This window comes from uncultured Cetobacterium sp. (genome assembly GCF_947039425.1).
Taxonomy (GTDB): domain Bacteria; phylum Fusobacteriota; class Fusobacteriia; order Fusobacteriales; family Fusobacteriaceae; genus Cetobacterium_A.
In genome coordinates, this window is sequence record NZ_CAMQYW010000121.1 from 1 (window position 1) to 5415 (window position 5415).

Consider the following 5415-nt stretch of genomic DNA (forward strand, 5'->3'; position numbering starts at 1 on the left):
TGTAGTGAAAAATACAACCATAAATGGCGTCTGAAGTATTGTATTATATTCTATTGAACCTATTTTAAAACTTCTTATAAATAAATGAATAAGTGAAAAAATAATTCCCCCTATAACTGGTGCTGGTATTCCAAATCTATTAAAAAATTTAGAATTATTTTTTATGTATAATCCCACATAAAAAGAGAGCAGCCCAATTGCCAAAGTTCCAATCATATCAAATTTTATTAAAAATCCCATATATCCCTCCCAAATAAAATTTATAGTATTAATTCTATTACTTTTTAATTTTAAAAAAGTCAAGATTTATTAGATATAACAAAAAATAAAAAAATACCCTGATAACTTTATTAAAATTATCAGGGTATTTTTATTTTATAGCTTCTTTTTTTGTCCAAAATATCTTATTTGACCCATTAGGTCTAATTTCAACTAATTCTTTATGATTACTTACTATATAAACTAAAGTTCCAGCTTTAAAAATACCACCTTCATCTTTAATTCTTAATTTCTCCAAATGATCATCTGCTGTTTTATAACTTTCAACTGACAATACATTAATATACTCTTTTAATTGTATTTTTGTTTTAGTAAAAACATATCCCTCTTTTGTTATTCCCTTACTTCCTGCTAAGGCTAAAGACCCCATTAAAAATAATCCAACTAAATAATTTAACTTTCTCATTTTTACCCCTCCGTATGTGAATTTATTTGCATAATTTAATATACCACATTTGCACCTAAAAATAAAGAAAATATATTTTTAAAAATAAAAAAAATGAAACTATTTTTCCTTTATTCAGTGAAGTAATTTTATTTCAATATTTTTTTTGCCTCTACAAATCTTTGACCTGCTGTAAAAAGAACTATTATTGTAAATAAATTTATAATAACATCTGCACGTTCACCACATATTATCATTAAACTTAACATTATAAATCCTTCTGATCTTTCTGCTAATCCAGCTTGATAATGAAAAGTTTTTTCTCCTTTATTTTCTGCTAAAGATCCAGTTGTTAAAAAAATGGTCATTGATATTATAATACTTACTGCTAAAAATAGTGATATTAAACTAAATTGAGGATATTTTAAAGCTATTCCTATTATAACAGCACCTTCTACTATTCTATCAAAAGTTATATCCATAACTGTTCCAAAAGATGAAAATGTTTTTTGTTCTCTTGCTATAGTCCCATCAACAGCATCTAAATATCCTGAAAACCACAATGTTAAAATTGCTACAATTGGATATTCTAAATAAGCTAATACTCCACTTGTCACTCCTAGAAGCATAGCTATTACAGTTACATTATTAGCACTTAAATTTAACTTAATTGCAAGTAATGCTCCTTTTTTTATTAATGGTTGAAGATATTTTCTACAATGCGTATCTAACATTTTTACCCCTCTATAATTATTTTTCTATTTATATCATAATCTATAAAAACTTTTTCACCTATTGAATATCTTTCATCTCCAGAACTAACAATTTTAAGAATCTCTTCATTAATTTGAACCTCTAATAAAAATTCTCCCATTTTAAATTCAATATTCTTTATAATTCCCTCTATTTTAGATTCTTTACAAAGCTTTATATTTTTTCCACGAAGACCTACATAGGTTCCATTAGAAATTTTTTCATTAAAAATTTCCTCAAAACTTTCTTTTTTTAAAATATTTTCAACAGCAAGTAATTGAGCTGTATACATTTTTTTAGAATTATAATAAAGTTCTTCAGGTGTTCCGTAGTCTAAAAGTTCTCCCTTATACATAATTCCTATTTTATCTGAAAGATAAAATGCTTCTTCTCTATCGTGAGTTACAAATATTATTGTAATATTTAATTTCTTATGTAAATTTTTTATTAATTTTTGCATATATTCTCTTAGATTAAAATCTAGTGCTGAAAAAGGTTCATCCATCAATAAAATTTTAGGCCTAGTTACAAGAGCACGTCCGATTGATACCCTCTGCTTTTCTCCTCCTGATAGTTCATTTGGAAAATGTTTTTCTTTTCCCTCTAAATGCATCTCTAAAATAGCCTCTTTAACTCTTGTATTAATCTCTGCTTTTGGAACTTTTTTTATTTTTAAACCAAAGGCTATATTTTCATAAACATTTAAATGAGGAAGCAATAAATCTTGTTGAAATACCATTGATATATCACTGTTTTTTATCGCTTTTATTGGGGTTTTATTAGCTACTAATATCTCCCCTTTATATATTGGATCTAATCCTGCTATTAAATTTAAGATTGTTGATTTCCCTGATCCTGATTGTCCTAAAATGCTTACAAATTCCCCTTCTTTCACATGACAATTTATATTTTTTAGTGAAAACCCTGAAAAATGTTTTGATATATTTTGTATTTTAATCATTGTTTCTATCACTCTTTCTATATATAATTTTTAAGATTTTTCCAATTAGAAAAACTAAGAAGTAAGTAAATAATACATAAATTACACTATATACTGTACCGCTTCCAATATCTCCATTTGATAAATATGGCATCATTAAAATTGGTAAGGTCATAACTTTCCCTCCACCAATTATAAAAGTTACTAAATATTGAGCTAAAGATATTATTATTACTAAAGACATTCCAACTAAAAATGAAGGTGTTAAAATTGGAAGAGTTATTTTAAAAAATATTTCAAGTGAATTCGCTCCTAAAATCTTACCCATATTTATATAATCTTTACTAAGAGTTAAATATCCTGCTCTCATACTTTTTACATAATAAGGCATTGTTGTCACACTGTGAACTATACCAACACCTAAAATCGTTTCAATTAACCCTAATTTTATAAAAGCAAATTGCAATCCCATAGTACTAACCATTGCTGGCACTATTAATGGAAGAATTATTAAAAATTCTATTATATATTTTCCTTTAAAGTTTTCCCTTGCCATAAAAGCTGCTAAAGGAGTTCCTATTACAAAATTAATCCCCATTGCTATTATAGCAACTAAAATTGTTGTTCCTAAACTTGTATATGTTCCTTTTTGTGAAATAACGCTACTCCATAATTCTAAATTTAAACTCTTTAAAACTATTCCTACTAAAGGTAATAAGAATATTAAAGATATTATAAAGTAAACAATTATAATTAATTTTTTTCCCATTTTCTTTACCACTCTCTCTCTTCAAATTTAGAGAAAAATTTAAGTGCTATACAAGTAATTCCTCCAAATATTAAACCTATTATTGAAATCATTATATTCATAACCATTATTTCTCCTCTTTTATCCAGTGAGCTCTTAGCATATAAGTCAAAAATGCTTACAGCTAAAACTTTAGGATATGTAACTCCTAAAATATAAGGAGCTTCAAATGAGGCAAATAAATAAGTTAAAACAATAAAGAAACTTACACTTAGTGTTGGTAGAATTAATGGAAATACAATTTTTTTAAAAAATGAAAAATTACTCATTCCATATAATTTTCCAATAGAATCCCATTTTTTATCAACTCTAAACACTATTGGTAAAGTCATCATTGTCATAAAAGGTAACGCTTTCCAAATATAAGTTAAAATAATTCCAATTCCATTTGAATCATTTGTTAAAATAGGAAAATTATCTATTGTATTTATTAATCCAAATCTATATAACAGATTATTTATAATTCCTCTTTTCATTAAAAGTAATAAAACTCCATATGCCCCTACTAAGTAAGGGACAAAAACTGGAGCTTCAATTATTTTTTGAAAAAATTTTCCATAAAAATAACCTTTTCTTCTGCTTAAAAAAACTAAGTATAAAACTAAAATTGTCAATATTAAAGCTAAAAAAGCTGAAATACTATTTAGTTTAACTGTATACCAAAGACTTTTATAAAAACTTTCACTACATAAAACTTTTCCATAAAAATCCAATGTAAAACAAGATTTTTCCATTATTCGATTATATCCAAAAGACGTCATCAATACATAGTATAATCCATATATAAAAAACACTGATATATATAATAAAAAAGGAATCAAACATATTATTTTTTTAATTTTTTCCAACCCTTTCTATCCATCCTTCATCTATTATTTTCAACTTACTTGGAGCTAGTTCAAATACTCTTTTACTTGTAAGCTCTTTTAAATCAACCATTTTACCAGTTTCTAACATTTTTGAAAACTCTTCTTTTTGCTTCGAATTTAATTTATTTAAATCTAAAACAGTAAAATCTCCCCAATTTTTAGGTGATTGCTTTAACATTTGAATTTCTGGTGATATTAATTCATTTATTACTTTAATTGCATTTTCCTTATGTTGAGAATTAGCAGGAATGGCTAAATAATGATTATTAAATAAAGTTCCTTTATCTAATAAAAAACTCTTTGATTCTTTTGGAAACTCTCCTGAATTTATTTTAAAATTAACTTTATTTATTGTATATCCCATAGCAACATTAAGTTCTCCTGTTGAATAAAGCAAATCTATCTTTCCATCTGATTCTGGGTATGTTTTTCCTTCTCTCCAAAGATATGGTTTTATATTATTAAAATATGTCCAAACTTTTTCTAAATTTTCTTTTAACTCATCATTACTCATATTCTGGATATTATCAAACCCTAAAATATCTATTGCTATATTTCTTACAAAGGCACTTCCTGTAAAATTTGTAACTGTTGGATACGTGAATTTTCCAGGATTATTTTTTACATAAGTTTCCAATGTTTCATAGCTTGTAAAAGGTTTCCCTCCATTTTTTTCATTATATATAAAGTTAAATTGTGCTTCGCCAAAAGGAACTTCTAAATTATTTATTGGTTCACCAAAATCTTTAACTGTTGTACTCTCTTTTAATAAATTTCTATTTGGAACCTTAGTTAATATATCTTTTTCTAAAACTCCTGCATCTTTTAAAGCTTTAAAATTCTCTCCATTTACCCACAAAACATCAATAGCTCCATCTTTTTTCCCAGCTTGTTTTTCTATTATAAGTTTGTTAACAACATCTTTTATATCTACAATAGGAACTCTTTTTAAGACGATATTATCATCTTTTAAAATTTTAGGAGTAACCACCTCATCCATAAATTTATTTATATCTTTAGATCCACCCCACATATAAATACTAACCTCATTGCTTTCCTTTTTACCACAGCTTACAATGCTCAACGCAACTACTGATAATACAATTAATTTTTTTATATTCTTTAACATTTCCTCTCCTTCTAATATATAATTTATGTATTAATTAATTACAAAATATAAATAATCATATCTTGTATGAAAATAAGGAGAACATAAGTTCTCCTTAAAATTATAACCTATTTAATAATAAGTTACTAGGCATTTTTTTTAGCCTTTTTTGCAACTAATTTTGTTATCATTGTTAGTGCAAAGAATATTAATGAAGCTGTTAATGACATCTTTATAGCAGTGGCTTTATCACCTGATGCAACTGCTCCTGCT

Annotated in this window: 7 protein-coding genes; all 7 read right to left on the minus strand. The window is 25.8% G+C overall.

Features of this window, described 5'->3' with window-relative positions; genetic code table 11:
- The coding region (locus Q0V09_RS07105; protein ID WP_297487933.1) for a sodium/glutamate symporter at positions 1 to 240 on the minus strand (240 nt) is incomplete at its 3' end.
- Positions 241 to 370: 130 nt separating this feature from the next.
- Positions 371 to 685: a hypothetical protein gene (locus tag Q0V09_RS07110; protein WP_297407653.1), complete on the minus strand. Its 315-nt coding sequence runs from the start codon at positions 683 to 685 to the stop codon at positions 371 to 373.
- Between the two features lie 128 nt (positions 686 to 813).
- Positions 814 to 1398: a CDP-alcohol phosphatidyltransferase family protein gene (locus Q0V09_RS07115; RefSeq protein WP_297487936.1), complete on the minus strand. Its 585-nt coding sequence runs from the start codon at positions 1396 to 1398 to the stop codon at positions 814 to 816.
- 2 nt (positions 1399 to 1400) lie between these two features.
- Entirely contained in the window at positions 1401 to 2378 is a 978-nt protein-coding gene (locus Q0V09_RS07120; RefSeq protein ID WP_297407656.1) for an ABC transporter ATP-binding protein, read from the minus strand.
- Complete coding sequence (locus Q0V09_RS07125; RefSeq protein ID WP_297487938.1) at positions 2371 to 3138, minus strand: ABC transporter permease; 768 nt, start codon at positions 3136 to 3138, stop codon at positions 2371 to 2373. The genes Q0V09_RS07120 and Q0V09_RS07125 overlap by 8 nt, the downstream gene beginning before the upstream one ends.
- Positions 3132 to 3899, minus strand: coding sequence for an ABC transporter permease subunit (locus Q0V09_RS07130; protein WP_297487942.1), 768 nt, complete (start codon positions 3897 to 3899; stop codon positions 3132 to 3134). The genes Q0V09_RS07125 and Q0V09_RS07130 overlap by 7 nt, the downstream gene beginning before the upstream one ends.
- 100 nt (positions 3900 to 3999) lie before the next feature.
- Entirely contained in the window at positions 4000 to 5163 is a 1164-nt protein-coding gene (locus tag Q0V09_RS07135) for an ABC transporter substrate-binding protein (protein WP_297487944.1), read from the minus strand.
- Between the last annotated feature and the right edge of the window lie 252 nt (positions 5164 to 5415).